We start from the raw sequence: 25,272 nt of genomic DNA, 5'->3' as shown, positions 1-25,272 counted from the left end.
GTGCTAATTAATGCTACCCTGTCCTGTTGCCTCCCATAAAGGCGGACCATTCCGCCATCAGCTCGGCCCTTTGCGGCAACAGTTCGTCGCGGGCATAGGCCGCCCGGGTGGCGTCGCTGTTCACATGCGCCAGCGCCAGCTCGGACACTTCATCCGGGAATGAGGTAGAGGACCGCGCCCAATCCTTGAAGCTGCTCCGGAACCCGTGCGGCACCGCGTCCACGCCCATGCGCTTGCACACGGCGCTGATACTCATATCGGACAGCGGGCCACCACGGGGCGCGGTGAACACCAGATCGGAGCCCTCGAAGCGCGGCAGCGCCTCCAGGAGCGCCACGGCGTCATCGGACAGCGGCACACGATGCGGCTTGCCGGTCTTCATCCGATCGCCCGGCACGGTCCAGACGCGGGCGTCGAGGTCGATCTCGGTCCAACAGGCTTTGCGGACTTCCCCGGAGCGGGCGGCCGTCAGGATGGCGAACTCGAGCGCCCGGGCACCCATGCCGTCGCGGCCTCGCAGATCGGCCATGAACGCGGGCACGTCTTTCCAGGGCAGCGCCCGATGATGCTTCACCTTCCGGATCTTCTGCGGCGCCGGCAGCGTCACGTCGAGGTTACCTTTCCAGCGGGCCGGGTTCTCCCCTTCCCGGTATCCCGAGACGGTGGCCCAGTGCAACACGCCCTCGATCCGCTGGCGCACGCGCGTGGCGGTCTCCGTGCGTTCGTGCCAGATCGGTTTGAGCACGCCCAGGACGTGCGGCAGCTCGATTTCGGCCACCGGTAGATCGCCCAGGGACTCGAAGGCATAGCGTTCCAGGCTCGACAGCCAATCGGCCCGATGCTTCGCGGATCGGAACTCGTGCGCCTTTGCTTCGTGGTATTGCCGGGCCGCATCGGCGAAGGTCATCCGCCGGGCCTCCTCGGCTCGCCTGGCGTCGTTTGCGGCCTTGCGTTCGGCCACGGGGTCGATTCCCCTCCATAGCTGATCCTTCAGCTCTCGCGCCCGCTCCTTGGCTTGTGCGAGGGAGACGTCCGGGTAGCCGCCGAGCCCGTAGTGCCGACGCTTGCCCGCGACCGTGACGCGCAGCACCCATCCCCGGGCGCCGGTCTCCGTGATACGGTGCAAGAGCCCGGAGACCCCGCCCACCGCATGGAAGCCCGGACGGTCCAGGCGCTTCACTTCGAGCGCGCCCATCTCCTTGGCCTGTTTCGGCATGTCTCCCTTCCTGTCTATCAAAAACCCTTGCGCTTGGATGCTACAGGGTGATACGGTTTTCAACAAGGGATAGCCCGAGGGAGCCGGAAAGGTCCGGCAAAACAGTCGCTTATTGGGATTGGTTGGGACGGATTGCAACGCCACAGTGGTGGCCGCCGCCTCCACCAATTTAGATCGACCAATCAAGCGCCTACGGGCGCTTTTTTGTTTGCATTCGAGGAATCGCATGGCCGTCTACCAGGACACCCTGACGCAGCAGACCCGAGGCCGCGGAACCCACCACATCACCACCGCCGTGGAGCACATCGTACGCGCCTCCGGCATTACCACCGGCACCTGTCACGTCTTCCAGCATCACACCAGCGCCTCCCTGCTGGTCACCGAGAACGCCGATCCCGACGTCCGCCACGACCTGGAGACCTTGATCGCACGCATGGCCCCGGACGGCGACCCCGCCTACCGCCACGACATGGAAGGCGACGACGACATGGCCGCCCATGCCCGCGCCATGCTCACGCACAACGACCTGACCGTGCCGGTCGGCCAAGGCCGACTGATCCTCGGCACCTGGCAGGGCCTCTTCCTCTGGGAGCACCGCTACGCCGCCCAAACCCGCAAGCTCACGATCACGGTGCAGGGCGAGTAGAACCCGACTCAGCCCCGCTCTACATGCACGGTGATCTCCTCGCGGTCGTGATAGAGCTGGCGCGCCCGCATCCGGTGGGTGATTCGGGCATCCAGCAGGCGTTCCTCGATGTGGTCGAGGCAGTCGTATACGGTCTGCCAGCGCTGTTTCATCGGCAGCTTGAGATTGAAGATGGCCTCGCGGCACCAGCCGGCCTCCAGCCAGTCCGCCATGCGTGCGGCCACCCGCGAGGGCTTGTCCACGATGTCGCAGACCAGCCAGGTGACCGATTTCGGTGGCACCCAGGAGAAGGCGTCCTCGCGGTGGTGCTCCACCTGCGTGGTTGCCATCAACGGGGCATCCATCGGCCCGTTGTCTACTGCATGCACGTACATGCCGCGCCGCACCAGCTGCCAGGTCCAGCCGCCCGGAGCCGCGCCCAGATCCACGGCCTGCATGCCCTGCGCCAGGCGCGTGTCCCAGGCCTCCCGCGGGATGAAGGTGTGCCAGGCCTCCTCCAGCTTCAGGGTCGACCGGCTGGGTGCCTCGCGCGGCGAGCGCAGGTGCAGGATCCCGCCCGGCCACTCGCTGCGCTCGCCGGGCCGGCTAAGGCCCAGTTGCACGCAGTCGCCGGAGCGCCAGAACACATGCAGGCGCAACCCGCCTGCCTGCGCCCGCAGTACCCCGCGTTTGCGCAGGACGGAGGCCAGCGGGCGTTCCACGGCCTTGATCAACCGGCGCAGGCCCTTGCCCTCGTTGGTATCGGGCATCTCGTGCCAGATGGAATCCACCGGGCATCCGGCTGCAAACGCCTGTTCGATGATGGGCGTCAGCCGATCCGCGCGATCCAGGCCCTCGAGTGCGGGCAACGCCGGAAAGACCTGCCGCGCAAAGATCAATTCCTCGAACGGCAATGCGCGCGCCAGCGCCTCCACCGTGCAGCCGGCCGGCTCGAAATGGACGTACCCGCTGCCGGGCTGCACCCGCGCAAAGCCACCCAGCCCCGCGCGCGCTGCCCGGTCGGTCAGCTCGGCCGTCAGGTCCGCCTCGAAGCCCGCGCGACAATACAGCAGCAGGCCGGAAAAGCCTGATCCGCTCGCTTCCATCCCAGAACCCCTCTCCCACACACAAAAGCCGCCGCACACCCGAATGGTGCACGGCGGCTGCGAGACTACCCGGACCGCTTGCGCGGGCCAAGCCAAACGCCGATCAGCGATCCAGGCCAGGATCACCCGCCACGTTCTTCAGCTTCGGCAGATAGGGCTTGCCGGGGCTGATGGTGTCGCGATCGCGCAGATACCCGGCGACCACATCCCATACCGGATCGGTATCCAGCGGCTCGTGGACATTGGCCCAGCCGGCCACCACGTAGTTCTTGTCCGGGTCCAGCGGCTCACCGTTGATGTGCATGTCGCTGATACGGCTACCCATCGATTCGTGCGGATCGATGGTGTATTCGATGCCCGAGGTTCGCACCATGTCCCCGCCGCGGTGATGGTAGGGATTGGCATTGAAGATCGAGTTGGCCACGTCCTCCAGGGCATTCTTCAGCTGCGCACCGGTCATCTCGTTGCGCTGCGTCTCCGAATAGGTGGTCGCGGTCTGCGTCATCAACTCCTCGAAGGTGATGGGCGAACCCGGCAGGACGCTAATGCCCCAGCGGAAGCCGGGCGACAGGGCAACCTCGGCATCCATTTCCTTGATCATCGCATCCATGATGACCTCGTCGAAGGTACCGTTGAAGTTGCCGCGGCGGTAGAGAACACCGTCGGTTACGGCCAGTTCTTCATTCAGTTTGTCCTCATAGGGCTCGCGCACCGAGCGGATGTGCTCCTCCATCTCGGCATCCGCCTCGATCAGGTTGGAGAACACCGGCAGCAGCGTGAACTTGTAGTCGCGGATGCCGCTGTCGGTCACGTCGAGATCCATCACGCCAAGGAACTTGCCATTGGAACCGGCATTGGTGACCAGCGTGGTCTCGCCGCCGGCATTCTCGATCTCCATCGCGCCCGGCACCGCGTCATGCGTGTGCCCGCCCATGATGATGTCCACATCGCGCAGGCGACGCGCCATCTCCATGTCGGTGACCATCCCGTTGTGCGACAGGATTGCCACGACCTTGGCGCCCTTCTCGCGGCACTCGTCGATCATGCGCTGCATGTTCTCGTCGCGGATGCCGAAGCTCCAGTCCGGGAACATGTAGTCGGGGTTGGCCACGGATGTATAGGGAAACGCCTGGCCGATCACGGCGACCGGCACACCATTCATCTCGCGGATGGTATAGGGCTCGAACACCGGGTCGCCCCAGTCGCGATCCTCGATGTTCTGCGCCAGGAACTCGATGTTGTTGGGTTTGAAGTCGTTTTCGATGATCTCCATCACCCGCTCGTCGCCGAAGGTGAACTCCCAGTGGCCGACCATGATGTCCACGCCCAGTAGTTTCTGCGCATCGACCATGTCCTGCCCGTTCGTCCACAGCGACGTGGCGGAGCCCTGCCAGGTATCGCCACCATCCAGCAGCAGGGAATTCGGGCGCTCCGCGCGCAGCTTCTGGACCAGCGTGGACAGATGGGAGAACCCACCCAGACGACCGTATTTCTCGGCCGCATACTTGAAGTCCATATGGGTGACAGCATGCGCCAACGGCGTGCCCGGCTGGATATCGAAATATTCCAGCATTTCCTTGCCGGCCAGCACTGGCGGCTTGCCCTGCATGTCGCCCACGCCGATGTTCACGTCCGGCTCGCGGAAGTGCACCGGTTTCAGCTGCGCGTGGCAGTCGGTGTAGTGCAGCAGCGACACGTTGCCGAATTTCGGCAGGTCGTACATGTTTGCATCGGCCGGCTTCCAGGACCCCTTCTCGCCTGCCCAGGCATTCATCGAGAAGCCGGCGGCACTGGCCGCGACCATGGCTTCGAGAAACTCTCTGCGCGTAAGACTCATATGGATCTCCTTGGTGGCTTGGTTTTATCCGGGACGCCAATCGCACCCCTTACCAAGCTCACGACGCACGGCCACCGCGAATGTTCCCCGAACCGGATGGGGGAATGGACACAACAAAAGCGCATTTTCGCGATGTTTGATGGAGATCGGGAGCAAAAGACGCAATTTCCTGAGTGTTGGCGAATTTCCATCTTTTTGCAACGCCCGTCACATTTCGCACCGGTGCAGACACAAAAAAGCCTGCTATCCGGAGATAGCAGGCCAAGACGCGACATACACCGTCGGAAGCAATCGGCCCGCAGCGCACGCTGGGGGATCGTGCATCCCTTGCTAGGCCGAGGATCGGATCCGACGATCTCAGGCTAGCCAGCCTTCCGACGGTCTTTCTTGATCCAGATCAATATATACGGCGACCCATTTGCCGCGCTTGCGCACCGCGGTTGGCAGGCGGCGACCTCAGGCCCCGTACTTTCCCTGGGCCGCCAGCCCGTTGTCCCGGGCGCGCTCGAACACCGTCTGCTGGGCCTTCTCGAAATTGGCGGCGGGATCCTTGCCCCAAAGCTCCATCGCGGCCTGCTGCATGCCACGGCCATAGGAGAAGGACAGCGGCCACGGTGTCCCACCGATCTGGTTCATGGCGTCCAGGTGGTTGGTGGCATCGGCGTCGCTCTGCCCCCCCGAGAGGAACACCACCCCCGGCAGGATCGCCGGCACGGCGGATTCCAGGCAGCGCAGGGTCGCATGGGCGACGTCCTCGACACTGGCCTGCTCGGGGCAGTCCTTGCCCGGCAGCACCATGCTGGCCTTGAGGATGGTGCCCTCGAGCAGCACGTGATGCTCGTACAGCGCCCGGAACACGGCCCGCTGGGTCGCCTCGGTCACGCCGTAACAGGTCTCGATGTCATGGTCGCCATCCATCAGGACCTCGGGCTCCACGATCGGCACGATCCCGTGCTCCTGGCACAGTGCGGCATACCGTGCCAGGGCATGCGCATTCGACTCGATGCAGGTATCCGTGGGCATGGTCTCGCCAATGGTGATGACCGCGCGCCATTTGGCAAACCGGGCCCCCATCCGCGCGTACTCCTCGAGCCGCTCGCGCAGCCCGTCCAAGCCCTCGGTCACCTTCTCCCCGGGGAAGCCGGCCAGATCCTTCGCGCCGGTATCGACCTTGATGCCGGGCAGGATGCCGGCCTCGTTCATCACGTCCACGAACGGCTTGCCGTCACGGGTGGACTGGCGAAGCGTCTCGTCATACAGGATCGCGCCCGAGATGTACTCCTTCAGCTTCGGCGTCGTCAGCAACAGCTCGCGGTACGTGCGGCGGTTCTCCTCGGTATTCTCGACACCGACCGCACCCAGGCGCTTGGCAATCGTCCCGGTGGATTCATCAATGGCGATGATGCCCTTGCCGGGGGCCACCATCGCTTCGGCCGTCTCTACCAACTGATCGATCTTCATGCCTGCTCCTTGGGTTTCTGCGTGGGACTGCCTTCGAAGAGTAGTCACCCTCCGCGGGTTCTTCCAACCCGACAGGGAAAACCCCACCACAGTTTCCGGAACAGCACGAAAGGCCGTGTGCACGGCGCACGAAAACCGCTCAGGCGTACTCGCCCGCGGCGTGTCCGGAGGCCCAAGCCCACTGGAAGTTGTGGCCACCCAGGTGCCCGGTTACATCCACCACCTCGCCAATGAAGTAAAGGCCCGGGATCGTCCGGCACTCCATCGTCTTGGATGACAGCGCAGCGGTATCCACCCCGCCCAGGGTGACCTCCGCCGTACGATAACCCTCGGTCCCTGCGGGCCACACCGTCCATGGCTGACAAGCGGCCACTACCTGCTCGATATCCGCGTTGCTCAAGTGCTCCAGCGCCCGGTTCTCCACCCACAACTCGCACCAGCGCTGCGCAACCCGGCGCGTCAGCTGCTCGCCCAACACACTCTTGAGCTCCAGCTTCGGTCGCTGTTCGCGCAGTTCGCGCAAATGCGCCGCCAGATCAATGCCCGGGAACAGGTCGATCGCCACCGCCTGCCCCTCCTCCCAGTAGGACGACGCCTGCAACACCGCCGGCCCGCTCAATCCCCGATGCGTGAACAGCAGATTTTCGCGAAACCCCATGCCCCCGGCCGTCGTCACCGTATCCAGCGCCACCCCCGACAGCCCCTCCAGCTCCTCCAGGGGCCGCCCGCTCAGGGTGAACGGCACCAGGGCCGGACGGGTTGGCTGCACCGGCAGCCCCAGCGAGCGCGCGAGGTCCAGCCCGAATCCGGTGGCCCCCATGCGCGGGATGGAATAGCCGCCCGTCGCGATCACCAGCGACTCGCAGGCAATGGTCTCCGCACCGGCCTGCAGGCGGTGCGGCGAGCCCGTTTCCACATCCGTCACCGGCGTGTCGGTGCGCACCGCGACACCGGCCGCCGCGCACTCGTCCAGCAGCATCTGCACGATATCCTTCGACGAACGGTCGCAGAACAGCTGCCCCAGCTTCTTCTCGTGGTAGGGAATGCCGTGCTTGTCCACCAGGGCGATGAAGTCCCACTGGCTATAGCGGCTGAGCGCGGACTTCACGAAATGCGGGTTCGCGGAGATGAAGTTCTCCGGCTCGCAGTACATGTTGGTGAAGTTGCAGCGGCCGCCGCCCGACATCAGGATCTTCTTCCCGACCCGGTTGGCGTGGTCCAGCACCAGTACCCGGCGCCCGCGGTCGCCCGCCGTCAGGGCACACATCAGCCCGGCCGCCCCGCCCCCGATCACGACCACATCGAAATGCTTCGCCGCCTCACTCATGGCGCGCGCTGCGGCTCGAACCGGGAGTCGGGCGTCGTCCCTGGCACAATCAGCGCACCCACTCCTTGCGTACCACCAAAGTCTGCGCGATCAGGTCATGCAAGGCCTGCCGACGCTTGGTAAAGGCCACCATGATGTAGCCGATCATCAGGATCAGCCCGGACAGGATGGTCGCGAAATGCCGCCCGGTCGCACGCAGGAACGAGATCCGCTCACCCTGGAAGTCCACCACCCGCAGCCCGAACACCATCTTGCCCAGCGTCGCCTGGTACTGGGAGCTGTGCATGCCGGCCCAATACAGCCAGGCCACCACAACATTCACCAGAAACCAGGCCGCCTCCCCCGGCGGCACGGGATCATCCGGCCCGCGCGCAGCCAGGGTCTCCGGACTGATCAGCGCCTGCGCCACGATCTGCGGCACACCGATAATCACCGCATCCAGCAGATAGGCCCCCACGCGCACCCAGAAGCCACCGTAAGCCGCGCGCGCCTCGGGCGGGCCGTCGTCACTACCGACTCCGGCCGCCAGTGGCGCACCACACTGAATACAAAACCGCGCCTCTGGCGGGTTCTGCTTGCCACACTGTCCACAATCCATGATGTCTCGCTCTCCTTTTATGTTGCGCGCTCTCGCCGGGACGGTCCGCCTACAATAACGGCTCGACGGGAAGGATCCGGGTCATCCCGGACACAAACCGACGCCACAGACCGGCCTTGGGCTCCTGGCGGTAGGCATTTCCGGAACCGTCCCGCCATACCAGACCACCGGATGCATCCCGCTCCACCCGGTAGGCCACCTGCGGCCGAATCCCCCGTTGATGCAGCGCGGCCAGCTGCTCCACCAAAACCGGCTCGGACAGGAACACACCGGACTCGCTGTTGGTATGCGCCGAGCGCGGGTCCAGGTTGAACGAGCCGACAAAGGCCTCCTCGCGGTCGAAAACCAGCAGCTTGGAATGCAGGCTGGCCTGGGAGGCCTCGATGCCGCGATCGCGCTCCAGGCGCGCCCAGCGCGGCGGCCCGGTCGGACGCAGCTCGAAGAGCTCGACCCGGGCATCCAGCAACGCATGTCGCCGTCGCGCATAGCCGGCATGGGTAAAGGCCACATCGTTCGCCGCCAGCGAGTTCGTCAGCACCTGTACACGCACCCCCGACTCGCTCATCCGCGACAGCTGGGCGGTCCCGTCACGCCCCGGAACAAAATACGGCGAGACGATCAGCAGTTCCTGCTCCACCCCCAGCAGCCGCTCACCCAGGGCGTCCGCAACGCGCGAGCCATCGCCTCGTGCACGCGCCTTGGCCTCATCATCGACCACGAACTCGGCTTGCGTCGTCCACACATATGCCGCCGGATCGGCAATCGGCTGCGGCACCGGTTGCCCATTCAAGGGTTCCATCTGCATCAGGGGATGGGTGTGATTCTGCGCCAGCCAGGCCCGCAAGGACCCCTGCTGCATTGCCAGGCGCTCCGGCGAACCGTCCTTTCGCGCAACGCGCTCGACCCCGATCGCGCCCGGACTGTTCCAGAATTCCACGAACGACCGGTCGATCTCCCGGACCAGCGGCCCCACCACCACCAGATCCAGATCCGCAAAATTGTAATCGGGGCTCGCCTCGAAGTACTCGTCCCCGACATTGCGCCCGCCCGTAATCGCCAGGCGCCCGTCCACCACCCAGGCCTTGTTGTGCATCCGGTGGTTCAGGTCGCTACCACGAAAAAAGAACTCGGCACTGGCCCGCAGCAGGCCCTCGCGCGTACGGAAGGGATTGAAGATCCGAACCTCAACGTTCGGATGCTGCGCAATCGCGGCCAGCGTCGCGTCCCGCCCACGCGCGTCGACGTCATCCAGGAGCAACGAGACCCGAACGCCACGATCGGCCGCCCCGAGCAATTCGCCCATCAACACCCGTCCGGCAGCATCGTCGCGCCAGATATAGGCCTGCACCTGGATTCGTTCGCGCGCCATGCGCACGCTCATCACCCGCCAGCGGAAGGCTTCGGCCCCCTCGTCCAGCAGCCGGAATCCCGTCTTGCCGTGATCGCGGGCCGGCGCAAATCCTTCCAGCCACTCCGCCAGCGGTCCTTCTGAGGCGGGGGGCTCCAGCGCTTGCCATCCGCGTTCCGGCGCCGGCTGCAACGGCGCACAACCGGCCGCGAGTGCCAGAAACAGCACTGCCAGAAGCCAGGAAAACCGATACGAATCAAGCATGAACAAGCAATCGCCCGACGCGATGCCCCCTTATATCGAATGGCACGCCCGGTGCCAGCCTGACGCCGCGTACGCGCCCTGTCGATACCGACCGCCCAGGCATAAAAAAAGCGAGCCGGGCGGACCCTGACTCGCTTTTTTCAACAAATTGGTAGGCGCGATTGGACTCGAACCAACGACCCCTACCATGTCAAGGTAGTGCTCTAACCAGCTGAGCTACGCGCCTGTCGTCTTCGAGCCGCGTATTCTACCGACTCCCCGCCCCCTGTCAAAGCATCCGTTAACTCATTTTGCGTGCCGCGTTAACGGGGTCGGCCCGCGGCACCCTGGACGCGCAACGCTGCGTTGACCGTCGATCGCGCTCTTGCCGGTCGCCGCGGTTTCCCGGCGCGCGACGCACCAGGGTGTGGACGAGCGGTTCCGGCCTCGAGACCCAACCGGCCTCAGCCCCGTTGCACCGCCTTTTCATAGAGTCCCGGAAAGCGTCCTTCGGGATCGCATTCGCGCTTGAGGGCCTCGTAGGCCGGGCGGTCGTAGTTCTGCCAGAAGGTCGCTTCGTCGTAGGTGCTGCGCGAGTACAGGCTCTTCTTGCCGCCGTGCTTCGCGACCAGTGCCTCGACCCTCGCGTTGTAATAGCCGTCGGGCTCGCTGGAGCGGACCATGTCCCAGAAGCCGAAGTTGATGTACGCGGTATCGGTACGCAGCTGGAACAACGAGAACCCGGCCTCGGGCACGACAAATGGGCAGATCCACACCGGACGGATCCCGATTTCGGCCTCGAAATCGGCCAGAAACGCCGCGGCGCTGGCGATCGGGATGTCGACGTCCTGGATCACCGCCTCGCTGCGCGGGCGAACCGCGTGGAGCAGGCTCAGCGGCCAGCGGCGGCTGGCGCGCATGATCTTCTGGTAGGTCACGCTCGACAGGCGTTTGCGCCCGAGAAGCAGCCGCACCGGCTTGAGGTGGGCGCCGACATTCCTGCTGCACCAGAACCAGTCGGTGTCCCAGCGCCAGAGGTAGTCGTGGATGCTCAGATAATCCTCGCGCCGTTCGCGCAGGCTCTCCCAGTACTGGCGCATCCAGGTGTAGTCGCTGGCCTCGGTGCCCGCCGGCGGCGATTCCACGCAATGCGCGCGGGTCAGCACGTAATCGCCGGGTGCGAAGTACACGCCATCGAGGAACGCGCAGGTCGGGTGCGCGCATTCCTCGGCGATCGCGGCGAACAGTTCTTCGGGGTCGCGGAAGCGGGTGTGCTCGAGCCGCACATAAGGCCCCACCCGAATCAGCCGCAGCCGGACCCGGGTGGCGTAACCGAGGCTGCCGTAGGAGTTCGGAAAGCCGTAGAACAGTTCCGGGCGCTGCTCGCGCGAACAGGTCAACACGCGGCCGTCGGCGACCATGACGTCGAGCTCGTCCACCGTGTCGTGCACCAGGCCGTAGCGGAACGCGCCCGACTCGATGCCGATCCCGGTGGTCGCGCCGCCGACCGTGATGCTCCTGAGTTCCGGCACGATGGCCGGTGCCAGGCCGTGCGGCAGGGTTGCGTCGACCACGTCGGCATAGGTCGTCATGCCCTCCACCTCGGCAACGCCGGCCTCGGCGTCGATCTCGATCACGTGGTTGAGCGAAGCCACGTCGATCTCGGTCCGGCGGGCCTCCTGGCGCGGCCTGAACAGGTTGCTGGTGGACTTTCTCAGGCGCACCGGTCCGTCCGACCCGGCCAGCGCCGCGGCCATCGCCTCCACACGATTGCGGTGGGCGGCCCAGGCGGCGCTGCTCATCGGACCGGCTCGTAACGCGGCAGATCCCCGTGGCTGAGCACGAGCTGCCAGAGATTCAGCTGGCGCGCCCGGAAGGCGCCGGCACAGCTCAGCAGGTAATAGCGCCACATCCGGTAGAAGCGTTCATCCAGGCCTTCGCTTTGTTTCAGCTCCGGCCAGGCGGCGACGAAATTGTCGTCCCAGGCCATCAGGGTGCGGTCATAGTCCGGGCCGAAGTTGTGCCAGTCCTCGAGCACGAACAGCCCCTCCTTGGCCCGGGTGAGCTGCGCCTCGGATGGGATCACGCCACCGGGGAAGATGTATTTCGCGATCCAGGGGTCGGTGCCGCCACGGCTAATGTTGCCGCCGATGGTGTGGACCAGCGCCAGGCCGCCGGGCTTCAGGCGGGCCCGGGCCAGATCGAAGAAGGCGCGAAAGTTCTTCGGCCCGACGTGCTCCATCAGACCGACACTCAGGACACGGTCGTATTGCCGGGATTCATTGGCCGCCTCGCGGTAGTCCTGCTGCCGAACGTCGACCGGCAGGCCCTCGCAAAGCCCTCTCGCGTACTCCACCTGCTGACTGCTGATGTTGTAGCTGTCCACCTCGCATCCGTGCTCCGCGGCCAGAAACCGGGCCAGCTCGCCGAACCCGCCGCCCAGTTCGAGCACGCGCATACCCGGCTCCAGGTGCAGCTTGCGCGCGATCAGGTCCAGCTTCGCGCGCTGGGCTTCGTCCAGGGTCGCGTCGGCCCCGTCGGGGCCGTAATAGGCGCAGGTGTATTGCATGGTCGGCCCGAGCATGGCCTCGTAGAGCCGGTTCGAGAGGTCGTAGTGCTGCTCCGCGACCCGCCGCGAGCGCCGGCGACTCTGCTCGTTGGCGAGCCAGCTCAGCAGCACCCGGCCGAGTACCGCGGGGCTGCGCACCTTGCGCTCCAGGCGTCCCCGGAGGATCCGGAAGAACAACTCGTCCAGCCGCTCGACGTCCCACCAGCCGTCCATGTAGGCCTCGCCGGTGCCGAGCGACCCCTCGGCCAGAATCCGCCGATACAGCCGCTCGTCGTGGACCTGAACATCCCAGGGCCGCTCGCCACCAACCTCGATGTCAGCGCTGAGCAATAGGTCCGTGACTTGTTGGCTTGCTGACATGCTCGTGCTCCTTGCAAGAATCGGACGGCCGGTTTCCAGCCGCGATAAATCCCTCCACTTTAGGCAGAGTTATGAGCTAGATCCAAATTCGCAATGGTCCGTTCTCCTCCAGATCCGGTCCCCTCGTTCACCCGCCTTCCGCCGTTGTGCATGAACGATCCGCCACCAAAAAGACCTGCGACGGGATAAGCCACCCCACATCACAGCCCGTACCCAGAAGATGTACGGCCAGGCCAGGGCTGCGCCGCTCCGTCGGCAAGCAGCCCACCGGTGCCGGGCTACCTCATCAGACCGCCTCCGCGCAGGTCCGCAAACGCGACTGATTGATCCGCTCATATGCCCCGGGACGACCGAACACTGCTTTTTGGAACATGATCGCCCTTCAGACCATGCGCGCAAGCCGTATCCCGTGCAAAGCGGAAACCCCGGTCGCGCACCCTCGCACACCCCGGGGCCATTTCGGATTCCAATCCCGTAGCGAAGGCCGCATCTCAGGACACAGCATTCTGCACCTCCGGGGCCTCGCCTGATATCTCTGGAACAGACCCGAACTCGAAGTGCAGGGCCTGCAGAATACGGTTGTATTTTTCCAGCAATGCCTTGCGATCCTCTGCGCCCGTATGGACATGAGCGATATCGTAGCTGTAGCTATCCTGCTCCAGCAGGCTCGAGAGCCGCGTCCCCTGCTCGACCTTCAGCTCGATCAGGGTATCCGGAAATTCCTCCTGGATACGCTCGATATCGCCTGCGCTGGGAACATGCGTGGCGATACCATCCTCGAACACGCGCACGTGAAACTTCGCGGCACACCCATAACGGCCGCGTCGTAACGGTAAATCCGGTGCCCTTCCCAATGCCAGTTCAAGCATGATCTGGAAATTGGAAGCCCCATCCACTTTTTCAAACATATCGCTATGTGATTGTGACAATCGCGGATTGACTTCCAGCAACGTGAGCTCCTCGGACTTTGGCCGGTAAAAAAACTCCACGTTGTAGGTCGCACTGTCGTAGCCAAAGTGTAGCAATACTTTGTTGGTTGCCTCACTGATCCTGTTCTTCACCCGCTTCGGAAGGCTAGACGGGTATTGATAGCGAAGAAACGACGAACGGTTGGGATAATTGATCGAATCGATGATCCCGTAATGCTGCGGCTTGCCGGCAAACACGTAACCCTCTATCGTGCACTGGCGCCCGCCAACAGCCTGTTCAACGATACAGTTCCGGCCGCCGATGGCGGCAATCTCCTCAGGGAGATCTGCATACGAAAGGATCTGGTCGAAGGGTCCGGCGATCCGATCGATGCGCGCGCGGAGCTGGCCAATGGCGTGGCTCAGCTGGCCCCGGTTGCCCACCCTGAATGCAAGAAGCGAGTCCATCCCCTTAACCGGCTTGATCCAGAAGGGAAAGGGAACGTCCATGGCGTCGATGGCGGCATCATCGAACGGATCCACGACATCGAATCGCGGGACCATGCCCGGGATCACTTTGTGCTGTTCCAGCCGACTCCAGTATTTGTGCTCACAGCGGAGGACACTCTCGAGCGAGGGCGAGGAAAGTCCATATTCGCGGCAGAGGATCGCTACCATCGTGGTCACTGGAAAATCCCAATAACCGAGAATTCCGTCGATCGAACCGTCGAACTCCTGAAGACGTTCTCGTGCCTTGCCAAGGCATTCTTCGACAGGATAAAACCCTTTGGCTTTTACTTCATCAAAACTCAATAGCTCATGGAGTCTGTAGTCGATGCCGATGTCAACCGCCCTGACCTTATTCATGTTAAACGGGTCGGCCCCGACGATGAAAATATTCTTGGCCATTGAAAATCCTCCACGGCGAAGTGGTACAGAACACAATCGCCTTGGCCTGCACCAGACCAAGTGCAGGTAGTACAGAGCCGGGCTGGCCAAAACGCTCGCCCTGTCACATGAGGGCATTACCCCGAGATTAGATGCTGCCTACCAGATAGCAAGCTCGGGGGCCGCCCCGATGGCCGGCCCGACTGTCGTGGTGAGAGGAGTTTGTCAGCGTGATCCGCCAATCGAGTTCGCGAAGCGGCTGATCATCATCCACGGCCCGGAGATCAGGACACACAAGGGCTGGGTCGCCCCAAGGCTCAAGGCTTCAACAAGGATCGCCTCTTTCCAGGCCGTCTCTCATGCTGAAGTCCACCGGTTACGGGAGATCGTCCAGGCCGGGCCGACCGTTGTCTTCAGCACGAGCGTTCCAAAACTACCGCTCGACATCCTCGGCACGGCACATCACGCCCCACCCCCGCCAGCCAGCCAGCCAGCCAGCGTAGTTGACGCCAGACACCCCCTCACCCCCTAGCGGTCAACGTAGTGGTTCACCTGCCGGGTTCTGCCGCAGCGCCCAGTTCCTCCATCGCGGACTGCAGGGTACGGACAATCTCTCGCTCGTCGGTGCCGTATTGCGCCGGCAGAACCGGCTCCCCGATGACGACACGCACCCTTCCGCCGAAGCGCGGAAAATGCTTCCCTGGCGGCAGCACCTCGCGCGTGCCTTCGATCCACACGGGCACCACCGGGACGGGTTGTGCCGCAAGGACGAGCCCGATACCGGGTCGCAGTCTCTGGAGCGTGCCGTCCGGAGAGCGCTGGCCTTCCGGAAACCAGATCAGGCTGTTGCCCCGCTTCACGCTCGCCGCGGCCAGAGCCAGACTCCGGCGCGGAGCGGACCCGGGGTCAACCGGCAGGACGCGCGCAGTGCGGCTGAGCGCCCCATACAACCGGTTGGAGAAGAAATAGTCCTCCAGACCGGCCCAGTACAGCGACTCGAGATCCTGCCTGCTCAGCGCGGGCAATAGCGCCAGGGGGTCCACGAAACTCAGATGGCGGGGGGCGAGCAGGTAAGGACCGTCGGCCGGAAGACTGCCCTGGACCTCCACGCGCATCAGCAACCGCGAGAGCAGCCGCGCACAAACCAGCAGCAGGCCGCCGATCACACGACGGGCCGCGCCGGGGGGCTCCAGGCCCTTTTTTTGGTCTTCGGCGAGCAGCGCTTCCGGATCTACGAGCTGCGCCTTCAGTTCGCCCCGGCCCTCCTTGGCTTCGGAGGCCCCGGCCGCCTCCTGCAGCAGATCCCGGACCGTCTCGACGCGTTCGATCGCCGAATCATCCAGATCGATCCCGGCGCGGTCCTGCAACGCAAGCGTGAGGTCGACCCAGCTGAGCGAATCGATCCCGAGCTCCTCGGCGAGGCTACTGTCGGGCGTAACGCGGATATCATGAAAGCGCTCGGCGAGGTAGTTCCAGGTACGTTCGGCGCCCGGGTCCGAGAGCAGCTGCTGGTCCTCGGGGGCCATCGACTCCGGAGAGACCGGCTCCGGTCGCGCCTCGGAAACGGCATCTTCCTTGCCCAATTCCTCGAAGAGCTCTTCGAGCTTGTGCCGGCGCAGCTTGCCCAGGCGCGTGCGCGGAAGGGGATCGAGCGCAATGCGCACCACACCCGGGCGGTGATGACTCGGCAGTTCCTCTGCCGCGCGCTTGACCGCATCCTTCACCCGTTTCTCCAGGTCCTCGCCGGTGACCTCGCGCAACAGCCCCGACTCCGGAACCACGACCGCCGCCAGGCGATCGTCATGCGCCAGCACGCCGGCCTCGCGGATCTCGTCAATGCCTTGCAGGGCGCCCTCTACCCGTTCCGGGTCGACGTTCTCGCCCCCGGAGAGCAGGATCATCGAGGACTCGCGACCGTGCAGGTGCAGGTAGCCATCGTCGTCGATCTCGCCCGTGTCCCCAGTGCGGAACCAGCCGTCCTCGTCGAGGACCTCCTCGGTCTTTTCCGGAAGATTCAGGTAGCCGGCAAAGATGTTCGGGCCGCGTGCCATCACCTCGCCGCGCCCGTCGCGGGAATCAGTGTCGTCGATGGCCAGCTCGACGCCCGGCAGGGGCAGCCCCGCGGCCTCCAGTCGCAACCGGTCCGGCGGGTTGTAAGTGAGAATCGGCGCGGTCTCGCTGAGACCGTAGCCGGTACCCACCTCCCAGCCCAACGCCTGCAGGTCGCGCCCGAGGTTGGGGTCGAGCGCGGCACCCCCGGCGACTACCAGGCGCAGGCGCGGGGCGAGCCGCTGGTGCAGGCCCTTGAACAGCCGGCGACCCAGGCGCAGCCCGAATCGCTGGCGCGCCAGTTTCGACAGCCGCAGCATCTGCCGGAACAACAGCGCCGCGATCCGCCCACGCCCCGCAACCCGGTCCTCCAGGGCCTTCCACACGGCCTCGTAGAGGCGCGGCACCCCCAGCATCACCGTTGCCTCGCCATCGCGCAGGCCGCGCACGATCTGCGGCCCTACCAGGGAGAACGGCACGATGATGGGCGCCCCGAGGGTCAGGGGGACCAGGATGCCGACGGTGAACGGATAGACATGATGGAACGGCAGAGGGACCAGGACCCGGTCGCGATGGTCCGCGATTTCCTCCGCACAGAGCGCGCCGACATTGCTCGTCAGGTTCCGGTGGGTCAGCGGCACGCCCTTCGGCGGTCCGGTGGTACCGGAGGTGTAGAAGACCGCCGCGACATCGTCGTGTCGCGCAACCGACGATGCCGCATCCTGCTTCAGAAGCCCCTCCCACGCCTTGGAAGCCTCCGGCTCGGCATCAAAGAGGCAGGTGCGCACCTCACCCAAATCAGCCGGGAGGCGCTGTTCCAGCCTCGAGGTAGTGAAGATGAAGCGCGGCCGCGAATCGGACAGGGCGTGCTGCAGATCCTCGGAGGGCATCTGCGTGTCCAGGGGAACCACAGTGCCCCCCGCGGTCATCACCCCCAGCGCGGCGATGACCCACTCCGGGCTGTTCGGGGCGAACAGCCCCACCCGGTCTCCGCGTTCCAGGCCGGCCTCCCGGAGTCCGGCCGCCAGACGCCCGGCTCGCTCGAGCAGATCCGCCCGCGAAGTGGTTTCGAGGCCATCGCGGGTCATGGCGACCACCGCCACCTGCCCCTCCTCCGGCGACTGCGAGGCGAAGAGTTCGTCGACGGTCTGGGCATTCATGTCGGAAACCTCCAGGGAAACACGGATCAATGTGCCGGGTCGGGCTCGACCCCGCCGGTGCGATTCTCGTCGCGCACGCGTTCCTCCGGCTTCAGCAGCCGGAAGCGGCAGTCGTCGCCGGGCGCCAACTCCCGGTAATGACCGCGGTAAGCCACCATGATCGAGTGGGTGGTATAGGCACCGCTGCGGATCTCCAGCAACTCGCGGGTGGCCTCCACCTCCAGCGTTTGGTTGCGGTAATGCAATCGCACCTTCACGCAGTGCAGTTCCGGGGGAAACACCGGATCGAAGTGGAGCACGTTACCCCGCATGTCGATCCCCAGGTAGCAACGCTGAACCAGATCGACGCTCCCGGCCATCGCGCCGACATGGATGCCCTCGGGCGTCGTACCGCCCTGGATGTCCTCGAGGTCACTGTCCAGGACGCGCTGAAAGAGATCCCAGGAATGGGAGCGGTCGGACCGCGCCATCACCCAGGAATGCGGCACGTGGCTCAGGGTCGAGCCGTGCGAGGTGCGGGCCAGGTAGTAATCGACGTTGCGCGGGATCATCGACGGATCGAACGGATAGCCGAGCTGTTCGAACAGCATCGCCAGCTCCTCCGCCGAGAACAGATAGAACATCATCAGGACGTCGGCCTGCTTTGAGACCTTGTAGCGATTTGACGAATCGCCCTCGGCCTCCAGGATCCGGTCCAGGCGCTGGATATCACCGTAGCGTTCCCGGTACTCCTGCCAGTCGAACTCTGCGAGCTGTTCATAGCCCTCGAACTGACAGATGATCCCGTCCGCGTCCATCGGCACGCGCAGCTTGCGGCTGATCTCGTCCCAGAGATCGAGTTCCGCGTCGTCCAGGCCGACACGTTCCCGCAGCTCCCGCCAGCGGATCTCCGGAAGCAGGTCGATGACGTCCCGCGCGCGGGTCAGTACCCAGGCCGCCATCACGTTGGTGTAGGCATTGTTGTCCACCCCGCCCTGGGCCTCGGGGTCGGCGTCCGGATACGCGGTGTGATACTCGTCCGGCCCCATCACACCCTTGATCTCGTAGCGGTCCAGGTTCGGGTTGTAGACCGATGCACTGGCCCAGAACCGGGCGATCTCCAACAGCATCTCCGCCCCGTAGAAGTTCATGAACTCCTGGTCACCGGTGGCCTGGAAGTACTGCCACAGGTTGTAGGCGATCGCGGAGTTGATGTGCCGCTGCCGGTGGGAGGTATCCGGGAGCCACCGCCCCGAAGTCGGGTTCAAATGCAGTCGCTGCGTCTCCTCGCGTCCGTCGCTGCCGCTCTGCCAGGGATACATCGCGCCCCGATAGCCGGCCTCAAGCGCCGCCTGCCGGGCCTCCCCGAGGCGGCGATAGCGGTAGCGGAGCAGCGCCCGGGTCAGCATCGGAATACGCAGGTTCAGGAAGGGGAAGATGAACAACTCGTCCCAGAAGACATGTCCGCGGTAGGCCTCGCCGTGCCAGCCCCGCGCGGGGATGCCGGTATCGAGATCGACCGAGTGCTTCGAGGTGGTCTGCAGCAGGTGAAAGATGTGGATCCGCAGCTTGAGTTCGGTATCCGGCGCCGCGTCATCCTCGAGCGCAATGTCGCATTCCCCCCACAGGTGGCGCCAGGCCATCTCGTGGCGGGCGCGAAGGGCGTCGAAATCACCGGCACGGCCGAGGGTTCGGAGGGCCTCTATGCCGGGTTCGGCGATCGCGGCATCACGCGACGAGTACAGCGCGAGGACCTTCTCAATCCGGAGGTTCGCGCGTTCCGGCAGATCGAGGATGATCTCCTGCGCCACGCCCTGCGCCTCCCGCAGCGTTTGGCGCTCGACCCCGGCCTCCACGCCTTCGTGGTACACACGGGTGCGGGCGGCCTGCGCAATGTCGAGCCGGGACTGGTTGGTCCGGGCCCGAAGAAAGAGGGTGTCGTCGCCCCGGTGGTCCGCCTCGAGAATCTCGAGATGGCGGTTCTCGAGCCCCCGGTAGCGCGCCACGCCATCATTGACCACCCCGCCGTCGAGCGTGGAATGCAGGGTGACCCGTCCCGACCAGTCCTCCGCGGTCAGCTCCACGCACAGGGCCGCGAGGTGCGGGTTATCCATGCTGACCAACCGACGCTCGCGCCACTGCGTGGTACGGCCCGCCGGATCGCGGAAACGCAGGCTGCGCAGCAACAGGCCGCGGTCAACATCGAGTTCCTGTGCAAACGACAGGATCTCCGTGTCGTCAAGCCGGAACCAGTCGCCGTCATCCACGCGGAAGGTCAGCGGCAAGGCGTTGGGTAGGTTGACTAGGTCCTCGTTCTCGACCTTCCTACCGGCCACCTCGCTGATCAGGCGGTTGTAGCCGCCGGCGAGATAGGTGCCCGGGTAATGCACGTCATCCGCCCACGCGTCCGGCGCGGCACCCCGCATCGCGAAATACCCGTTGCCCAGCGTGCACAGCGCCTCGCGCAGACGCTCCTGCCAGGGACGGTAGCCGGAGTAGCGCAACACCCAGCCTCCCTTGTCCCGTGTATCCGCCGCCGCGGCATCGGAGACGCGCGCCGCCAGAATCCCGGTCAGGGACTGGAGCAGACGTTTCACGCCGAGGACGTCATCCACCACGCAGTCGGCAGCGGTCGCCCGGGTTTCGTCATGTCGCACCGCGACGCAAATGCCCTCCCCCGCAAGCGCGCGGAAGGCGTCCTCGTCGGTCAGGTCGTCGCCGACATACACCGGCACGAACTTCTCGCCCGGGCCGTCCACCTCGCCAAGAATCCAGCGCACGGCCTCGCCCTTGTTCCAGTGGATGCCCGGACCGATATCCAGCACCTTCTTGCCGTGGCCGAGACGCAGTTTCGGGTGTACCTCCAGCACCTCGCGGACGATCGCGCCGACCCGATCCACCTCCGCGGTGGCGACACGCCGGTAATGCACGGCAATGGAAAAGCGCTTGCGCTCCACCATGTGGCCCTCGATCCCGGCCAGCCGCTGCGTTAGTTCCTGTTCCGCCGCATCCAGTTCGGGGAGGAACTCATCGCCCTTCTCCAGACTTCGGTCGTCGTCCTTCGGACCGGCGATCTCGAAGCCGTGGCTGCCCGCGAGCCACACGGAGTCGAGGGCGACCAACTCCCGAAGCTTCATCAGATCGCGACCGCTCACAATGACCACACTGCAGTGCCGGGCCAGCGCCCCCACCGTCGCGCGCATGTCGCCGGCCAGCCATGCCTGCGTGTGATCCTCGATGATCGGCGTCAGGGTGCCGTCGTAATCCAGAAACACCACCGGACGCGCGGCCTGCAGGCGCGCGAACATCTCGCTCTCGCGATCCCGGGCACGGGGCAGATCGACGAGCGTGCGTCGGGTCAGTCCGGCGGCACGACTGTAGCGAAGCTCGGCGGCATCGCGGACCACCAGGTCGGCGCCGAGCTCGAGCAAGGCATCGGCACGGTCGGGACCGGCCATGCCGATCACGGGCCGAAAGCGGCCGCGCACCGCCGCCTCGACACCACTGCCCGCATCCTCGAGGACCGCGCATTCCTGCGGCGCTACGCCCAGTCGCCGCGCCGCCTCCAGCAGCATCGCCGGATCCGGCTTGCCGGGGATATCCAGCCGCGCCAGCTCGTTGCCATCCACCCGTACGTCGAAGGCGTCGAGCAAGCCGGCGCTGCGCAGGACGGCCTCCGCATTGCGACTGGAAGAGAACACCGCGGCCGGGATGCCACCGCGGCGCAGTACATCAAGCAGTCGCAGGGTGCCCGGGAGCGGCTGCACCCGGTTTGCCTCCAGCCAGGCATGGAAATACCGGTTCTTGCGCCGGCCCAGGCCCGCGACCGTCTCCGCCTCCGGGTCATCCTCGTCGCTGCCGGCCGGCAGTTCGATGCCGCGCGCGTCAAGAAACGTGCGGATGCCCTCGGCACGAGGGCGCCCGTCCACATACCGGCGATACTCCGCATCGGCGTCGAAGGGCTCGAACGTCTCTCCGAAACGCTCGGCGCGCGCCTCGAGGAACTCGTCGAACAGGCGCTTCCAGGCCGCGGCGTGGGCGCGTGCCGTATCCGTCACCACCCCGTCCATATCGAACAGCACGGCCCTGGTGTTTGCCCCTCGTTCCGCCTGATCCTTCATGCGGGCCTCCCGCTGCATGAAATCCCTCGGTCGAATGGCGGCGCCTGCAGGCAACCCCCACTCTCATCATACGCATGGAAAGATTTCGCCAAGAAACCCTGATCTTCGATGAAACCCTGCCGCCGCCACGCGGCACGGATATCACCCTCGCGCAGATAATGAGCACCCCGACTGTCGTGCTGAACGGGGTTTTTCAGAGTGATTAGCCAATCGAGTTCGCCAAGCGGCTGATCATCATCCCCAGCCCGGAGATCAGGGCACACGCCCCAGGCCTGGGTCGCCCCAAGGCGCGGGTGTTTCAACGAGGATCGCCTGTTTCCAGGCCATCTTTCATGCGGACTTCTACCGGTTATGGGAGATCGTCCGGACCGGACCGATCGTTGTCTTCACCACGAGTCTCCCGAAACAACCGCTCGACATCCTCGGCACGGCACATCACGGTACCCTCGCTCAACAGCGCGGCGGCACCCGCGGCGACGGCATACCGGGCCGCACCCCCGAGTGACTTTCCGCCAGCCAGCCCGAGTACGAGAGCAGCCACGAAGCTGTCACCCGCACCCACCGCGCTGCGGGCTTCAACCTCTGGCGAGGGGAGATGGAAGACACCCTCGGACGAGGCAAACAGCGCCCCTTCCCCGCCAAGGCTCAGCGCGACGATCTCCGAGCCGCCGGCGTCGAGGATCTTCTGCAGCGCGGCCTCCTGCTCTTCCCGCGAATCCAGATCGGCCCCGGTTAGCTGGCGCAATTCCTGTTTGTTGGGCTTGACCAGGAAGACCCCTTCATCCAGCGCAGCCTCCAGGGAGGCGCCGGAAGCATCGACAACACAGCGGGTCCCTGCCTGCTTTGCCAGCCGTGCCACCCGGGCCGTGAAATCGTCCGGGACCCCTTCCGGCAGGCTGCCGCTCACCACCAGATAGCCACCGTCCGAAAGCGCCTCCTCCACACGGTCCAGCGCCCCGCGCCACTCCTTCTCCTGCCACTCCGGACCCTCCAGAACAAAGCGATATTCCTTTCCGGTCGAGTCCTCGGTCACGTTAAAGCTCTGGCGGGTGCTGCCCTCGATTTCGATCGGCTGTGCCCCATCCAACTCGGCTTCCAGCAACCCGCGGTACACGTCGCCCATCGGGCCGCCCACGGCGTAGAGCGCCGTCGCCTCGCCTCCCAGACGCTCGATCACGCGGGCGACATTGACGCCACCGCCACCGGGATCGAAACGGCCGCCCGAGCAGCGCAGCTTGTGTTTGCTGACCACCTCCTCCACCGACGTGCTGACGTCGAGTGCGGGATTCATCGTGAGCGTGACGATCGGTTGCATCGTATTTCCTCCGGTGCTTGCGCGCGGATGTTCTCAAGTACCGAATCCGGGTATCGGCGTAGCGCCCCACTCATCGGCTGCGAGTTCCTCTGTGCATTCGGCCTGCGCGACCCTCCGCTTCACCATGAAGCTGTCCGGACACTCACCAGGATGCGTTCGATCCCCTGCTCCACCCGAAACGCGGCGAACTCCGGGTAGTCGTTCGGGGCCCGACCGCCGAGGCCGGTCTCCACACCGGCGTCCCGGGCCTTTTCCAGCATCACACCGTTCGCGGCGATGCTCTCGCCGAAGCCGGGATCGCGAGACCACTTGTCCGGCACTGGCGTCCAGGCACCCGCCTGCGCATTGACAGACTTCGCCACCAAACCCCAGTCTCTAGGCAGACGCTACGCGGTCCTACGGCCCGGACAAGCAGTTGCGCTTCAGGGGCCACCCGCCACCGCAGCCGGGCGGGTTCCCTGACATCAGTGTAGCCCACCATCGGAGGGGTCCCGTTGAACGTCACTGAGATGCCCCCGCCACCTCTGGACGGCTATGTGCCGATCGAGGATCACGGCCTGATCGGCGATGGTGCCAGGACCGGAACGCCGCCGCGTTCGTCCCTGGCCGCCGGCGCTTCGGGCTGCGCATGAGGCGCGGGCGCTGGTTCCTGCTTGGGTTGCTGGCTGTCTACCTCTCGACCGGCGCCTACCACCTGTACAAGCCGCTTCCCGAAGGGCTCGATGTCGTCACGCCCTACCATCCCGCCGAGGGGGTCGAGTTCCTCGCGGATGCCACATGGACGGACACGCAGGGCAATCAGCACACAGAGCAGGAGATATTCGATGCCGCCCTGGAGATGATCGGACAGGCGCAGTCGCTGGTCGTCGCGGATTTCTTTCTGGTGAACCAGTTTGCGGCGACGTCCGAGGCTGCGCATCGTCCACTCTCAAGCGAGTTCGTCCTCGGACTGGCGGAGTGGCACGCACAACGCCCCGGGGTCGAGGCGCTGCTGATCACCGATCCCTTCAACACCCTCTACGGCGGCATCAAGCAGCCCCTGCTCTCCCGGCTGGAGGCGCAGGGGATCCCCGTGATCGAAACGGATCTGCGGGCCCTGCGCGATCCCAACCCCCTGTGGTCGGCCACCTGGCGCATCTGTTGTCAGTGGTTCGGCAACAGTTCGCATGGTGGTTGGCTCCCGAACCCGGTGGGCGATACACCCGTCACCCTGCGCACGTACCTTGCGCTTCTAAACTTCAAGGCGAACCACCGCAAGACGCTGGTCACGGATGGGCCGGACGGCTGGACCGGACTGGTGACCTCGGGGAATCCGCATGACGCCAGCAGCCGGCACGACAACATCGCCGTGCGTTTCCGGGGCGCCGCGGCCATCGACCTGCTGCACACCGAGCGCGCGGTCGCAGAGTTCTCGAATGGAACCCGAACGGCCCTTCCGGATCGCGTGGAAGCGAACGGAGCCGTCGATTCGCCCGTCGGGATCCGAGTCCTGACCGAGTCACGGATCCGCGACGCCGCCCTGGAGATGATTGACGCCTCGGATCCCGGGGACCAGCTGGACCTGTGGATGTTTTACCTCTCGCACCGGGCCATCGTGAAGGCCCTTCTGGCCGCGCAGCAGCGCGGCGTCGACCTGCGGGTGCTTCTCGATCCGAACCGTGATGCATTCGGCCGGAAAAAGCAGGGACTACCCAACCGGCAAGCGGCGCTGGAACTGAACGCCGGGGGCGTCTCGGTGCGCTGGTGCAATACCCAGGGCGAGCAGTGCCACGCGAAGATGCTCCTGCATCGTCCTCGCGATGGAGATGCCACGCTGCTTGCGGGCTCCGCGAACTTCACCCGGCGCAACCTGGACAATTTCAACCTGGAGACCAACGTGCAGATTCAGGCCGAGGCCGGGACTCCGGTTATCGCCGATGCCGCCCAATTCTTCGATACCCGCTGGCACAACGAGCCGGACCGGGTTCACAGCCTCCCCTACCAGGAATATGCCGACGACTCCCGGCTGCGCTACTGGCGCTACCGGATGATGGAGGCAACCGGGCTGTCTTCTTTCTGATCCGCACCAGACACCGCTTACTGCGGTGCGGACCCGTTCCACACTCGGAAACACCACGCCGAGGGCGGTCGCCCACGAGTATGGCGGTTATTCGCGAACCAGC

General features: G+C 65.2%; 16 protein-coding genes and 1 tRNA gene. 2 read left to right on the top strand and 15 right to left on the bottom strand.

Annotation, left to right across the window (positions count from 1 at the left end):
* Positions 1–13 precede the first annotated feature (13 nt).
* The gene (locus F622_RS0102480; RefSeq protein WP_019571254.1) at positions 14–1,216 is read right to left on the bottom strand and encodes a site-specific integrase; all 1,203 of its coding nucleotides are present in this window, start codon (positions 1,214–1,216) and stop codon (positions 14–16) included.
* A gap of 226 nt (positions 1,217–1,442) precedes the next feature.
* On the opposite strand from F622_RS0102480, the gene F622_RS0102475 reads away from it, so the two are divergent.
* Positions 1,443–1,862, top strand: coding sequence for a secondary thiamine-phosphate synthase enzyme YjbQ (locus tag F622_RS0102475; protein ID WP_018176843.1), 420 nt, complete (start codon positions 1,443–1,445; stop codon positions 1,860–1,862).
* An 8-nt stretch (positions 1,863–1,870) separates the two neighbouring features.
* Here the strand turns inward: F622_RS0102475 and rlmM are convergent, their stop codons facing one another.
* The 14 genes from rlmM to F622_RS0102405 form a co-directional block, all read right to left on the bottom strand.
* Complete coding sequence (gene rlmM, locus F622_RS0102470; RefSeq protein WP_019562455.1) at positions 1,871–2,947, bottom strand: 23S rRNA (cytidine(2498)-2'-O)-methyltransferase RlmM; 1,077 nt, start codon at positions 2,945–2,947, stop codon at positions 1,871–1,873.
* Positions 2,948–3,050: 103 nt separating this feature from the next.
* On the bottom strand, positions 3,051–4,784 hold the full coding sequence (soxB, locus tag F622_RS0102465; protein ID WP_019562454.1) for a thiosulfohydrolase SoxB: 1,734 nt from the start codon (positions 4,782–4,784) through the stop codon (positions 3,051–3,053).
* Positions 4,785–5,240: 456 nt separating this feature from the next.
* Entirely contained in the window at positions 5,241–6,245 is a 1,005-nt protein-coding gene (locus F622_RS0102460; protein ID WP_018145769.1) for a class I fructose-bisphosphate aldolase, read from the bottom strand.
* 139 nt (positions 6,246–6,384) lie between these two features.
* Complete coding sequence (locus F622_RS0102455) at positions 6,385–7,572, bottom strand: NAD(P)/FAD-dependent oxidoreductase (RefSeq protein ID WP_019562453.1); 1,188 nt, start codon at positions 7,570–7,572, stop codon at positions 6,385–6,387.
* A gap of 49 nt (positions 7,573–7,621) precedes the next feature.
* Positions 7,622–8,170: an RDD family protein gene (locus tag F622_RS0102450; protein ID WP_018145771.1), complete on the bottom strand. Its 549-nt coding sequence runs from the start codon at positions 8,168–8,170 to the stop codon at positions 7,622–7,624.
* Positions 8,171–8,219: 49 nt separating this feature from the next.
* Positions 8,220–9,782 carry a phospholipase D family protein gene (locus tag F622_RS0102445; protein ID WP_019571253.1) on the bottom strand — a complete coding sequence of 521 codons (1,563 nt, stop codon included), beginning with the start codon at positions 9,780–9,782 and terminating at the stop codon, positions 8,220–8,222.
* 149 nt (positions 9,783–9,931) lie between these two features.
* Positions 9,932–10,008: transfer RNA gene (locus F622_RS0102440), tRNA-Val, on the bottom strand.
* 217 nt (positions 10,009–10,225) lie between these two features.
* Positions 10,226–11,563, bottom strand: coding sequence for an FAD-binding protein (locus F622_RS0102435; RefSeq protein WP_019571252.1), 1,338 nt, complete (start codon positions 11,561–11,563; stop codon positions 10,226–10,228).
* Entirely contained in the window at positions 11,560–12,690 is a 1,131-nt protein-coding gene (gene cfa, locus F622_RS0102430) for a cyclopropane fatty acyl phospholipid synthase (RefSeq protein WP_038071463.1), read from the bottom strand. The genes F622_RS0102435 and cfa overlap by 4 nt, the downstream gene beginning before the upstream one ends.
* Positions 12,691–13,181: 491 nt before the next feature.
* Complete coding sequence (locus F622_RS0102425) at positions 13,182–14,507, bottom strand: acetyl-CoA carboxylase biotin carboxylase subunit family protein (protein ID WP_019571251.1); 1,326 nt, start codon at positions 14,505–14,507, stop codon at positions 13,182–13,184.
* A gap of 527 nt (positions 14,508–15,034) precedes the next feature.
* Positions 15,035–17,695 carry an AMP-binding protein gene (locus F622_RS0102420; RefSeq protein ID WP_018169676.1) on the bottom strand — a complete coding sequence of 887 codons (2,661 nt, stop codon included), beginning with the start codon at positions 17,693–17,695 and terminating at the stop codon, positions 15,035–15,037.
* Positions 17,696–17,721: 26 nt separating this feature from the next.
* Complete coding sequence (gene otsB / locus F622_RS0102415) at positions 17,722–21,813, bottom strand: trehalose-phosphatase (protein ID WP_018176854.1); 4,092 nt, start codon at positions 21,811–21,813, stop codon at positions 17,722–17,724.
* Between the two features lie 331 nt (positions 21,814–22,144).
* Positions 22,145–23,110 (bottom strand): 1-phosphofructokinase family hexose kinase, encoded by a 966-nt coding sequence (locus tag F622_RS0102410; RefSeq protein ID WP_019571250.1) that lies wholly within the window; start codon positions 23,108–23,110, stop codon positions 22,145–22,147.
* Between the two features lie 119 nt (positions 23,111–23,229).
* The gene (locus F622_RS0102405; protein ID WP_231365734.1) at positions 23,230–23,472 is read right to left on the bottom strand and encodes a hypothetical protein; all 243 of its coding nucleotides are present in this window, start codon (positions 23,470–23,472) and stop codon (positions 23,230–23,232) included.
* A 266-nt stretch (positions 23,473–23,738) separates the two neighbouring features.
* Between F622_RS0102405 and F622_RS0102400 the strand changes: the two genes are divergently transcribed.
* Positions 23,739–25,169, top strand: a complete 1,431-nt coding sequence (locus F622_RS0102400) for a phospholipase D-like domain-containing protein (RefSeq protein ID WP_018176856.1) — start codon at positions 23,739–23,741, stop codon at positions 25,167–25,169.
* Positions 25,170–25,272 lie beyond the last annotated feature (103 nt).

The organism is Thioalkalivibrio sp. ALMg3 (genome assembly GCF_000381225.1).
Taxonomy (GTDB): domain Bacteria; phylum Pseudomonadota; class Gammaproteobacteria; order Ectothiorhodospirales; family Ectothiorhodospiraceae; genus Thioalkalivibrio; species Thioalkalivibrio versutus.
The sequence above is the reverse complement of the archived record's forward strand: the minus strand, read 5'-3'. Positions and strand labels throughout refer to the sequence as shown.